The sequence below is a fragment of the Caballeronia ptereochthonis genome (assembly GCF_001545075.1).
Taxonomy (GTDB): Bacteria; Pseudomonadota; Gammaproteobacteria; order Burkholderiales; family Burkholderiaceae; genus Caballeronia; species Caballeronia ptereochthonis.
This window is the reverse complement of the sequence record NZ_FCOB02000088.1, coordinates 1-1,641: the sequence shown is the minus strand read 5'-3', so window position 1 is coordinate 1,641 and position 1,641 is coordinate 1. Positions and strand designations below refer to the sequence as shown.

At 64.5% G+C, this 1,641-nt stretch carries 1 protein-coding gene; it reads right to left on the bottom strand.

What is annotated here, in order from left to right; genetic code table 11:
- Window positions 1–1,606 (bottom strand): filamentous hemagglutinin N-terminal domain-containing protein (locus AWB83_RS35545; RefSeq protein ID WP_143750166.1); only part of this gene is annotated, 1,606 nt, incomplete at its 3' end.
- Between the last annotated feature and the right edge of the window lie 35 nt (window positions 1,607–1,641).

Sequence of the window (1,641 nt, the reverse complement as noted above, 5' to 3'; positions counted from 1 at the left end):
GGGCGCTGACCGTCGCGCGGCCTGCCGCCTGTAGCGTGCCGCCGCGATTGTCGAGCGCGCCGCCGGTTTTAAGGTCGAGTGTCGATTGCGAGACGACTTGACCGTGAACATTGGAGACGTTCGCCGCCGCGATCCGAACCGAGCCGCCGGAGAGCTTGCCGTCGTCGGCGAGAAGCGTCGTCGCCGCACCCGCCGCAAGCGCGCCGCCTGCGGTCGCATTCGCACCGCTCAGGTTCATGTCGCCGCTCAGGGCCGTGAGCGTCAGCGCGCCATTTGTCGATGTGTTGCTACCCGCGAGATTGAGCGATGCGCCTTGCATCCACGTCTCGCCGCCGCCCTGATTGCGCCCGGTTGCTGAAACCGCGCCGCTTGCCAGTACGTTCAAATTCCCCGCATTGGCGATCGTGCCGTCGCCGTTCACGCCTGCGGCGAGCGTGCCTGCCGATGCGACGCTGCCCGCGTGGATCGATGTGTTGTCCTGCGCGGCGAGCACGCCCGTATTGACGAGCGAGCCCGAGGTCGTCGCGACGACATCGCGCTGCGCATAGGTCGTGCCGCTATTGTCGATGCCATCGCGAGCCGATGCGCTGATCGACCCGCTCGCGTTTGTCCGACCGGCGAGCACGAGGCGACCGTTGGATTGGAGCGTCAAGTCGCCCGCTTGCGCCGCGAGGATGCCGCGCGTCGAGACACCGACGCCATACTCGTTGGAAACGAGCCAGATACGGTTGGCGTACATGCCGCCGAGCTGACTGACATCGATCGCGAGCGCGGGCGCGGCGTCGCTACCCGCGATCGGCGTCGCCCTGAGCGTATCGTGATCGACCTGATTCGCACCTGCAATGACATTCAGCTTGTTTGCGTAGATCGCCGCATTGACGGCGATCGCGCGTGACAGTAAATCGACCTGATCGACGTTCGTGGCATTCAGTCCGGCACCTTGCACGGTGATCGTGCCGCCGTTGACCGCGAAGCCCGCCAGATTGCCGCCCGGTCCAAAATTCGGCGTGCCCGTCGTCAGGATCGCGCGCGAGGTATTGATAAAGCCGCCGCCGTCAATGGCGATACCATTCGGGTTCGCGATGACGACTTCAGCGCGCCGCCCTGCGACTTCCAGATAGCCGCGTAGTTGAGACGGTGCGTTACTCAATACCTGATTGACGATGACGCGCGCCTCTTGTCCCGGCGAGAGGTTCGCGTTGCCGTTGATGTATCCGGCCTGTTGTGTCTGCGTGAACGTCGGCGAGTTATTCAGGATCGCGCCTTGGCGCTGCACGTCGAATTGCGAATAGTTGTTCAGCGACACACTCGCGCCGGACGGTCTCGCGATATTGACCTGCGGAAGCCCGTTTTGCGTCTGCATGACCTGCGCGCCGGACCCGGGCGCGGCGACAATCTGCGCGACAGACGGCGCGACCGTCCCGAAGATGCCGACGAGGACCAGCGCGGCGACGAGCGCACGCAATGGGACCTGATGCACGGCGCTCTGCCCGAATGCGGCCGTGCGCACGCGATACCCGTTGCCATGCGCGCTCGTGAAATCCGCGACTGCTACCAGCATGTGGTGGATGCGACTAAAAACGAGTGTGAAGGTGCCGGAATTCATGTTCTTATAAGTCGGCCTGCGGTCGTGACAGGCGG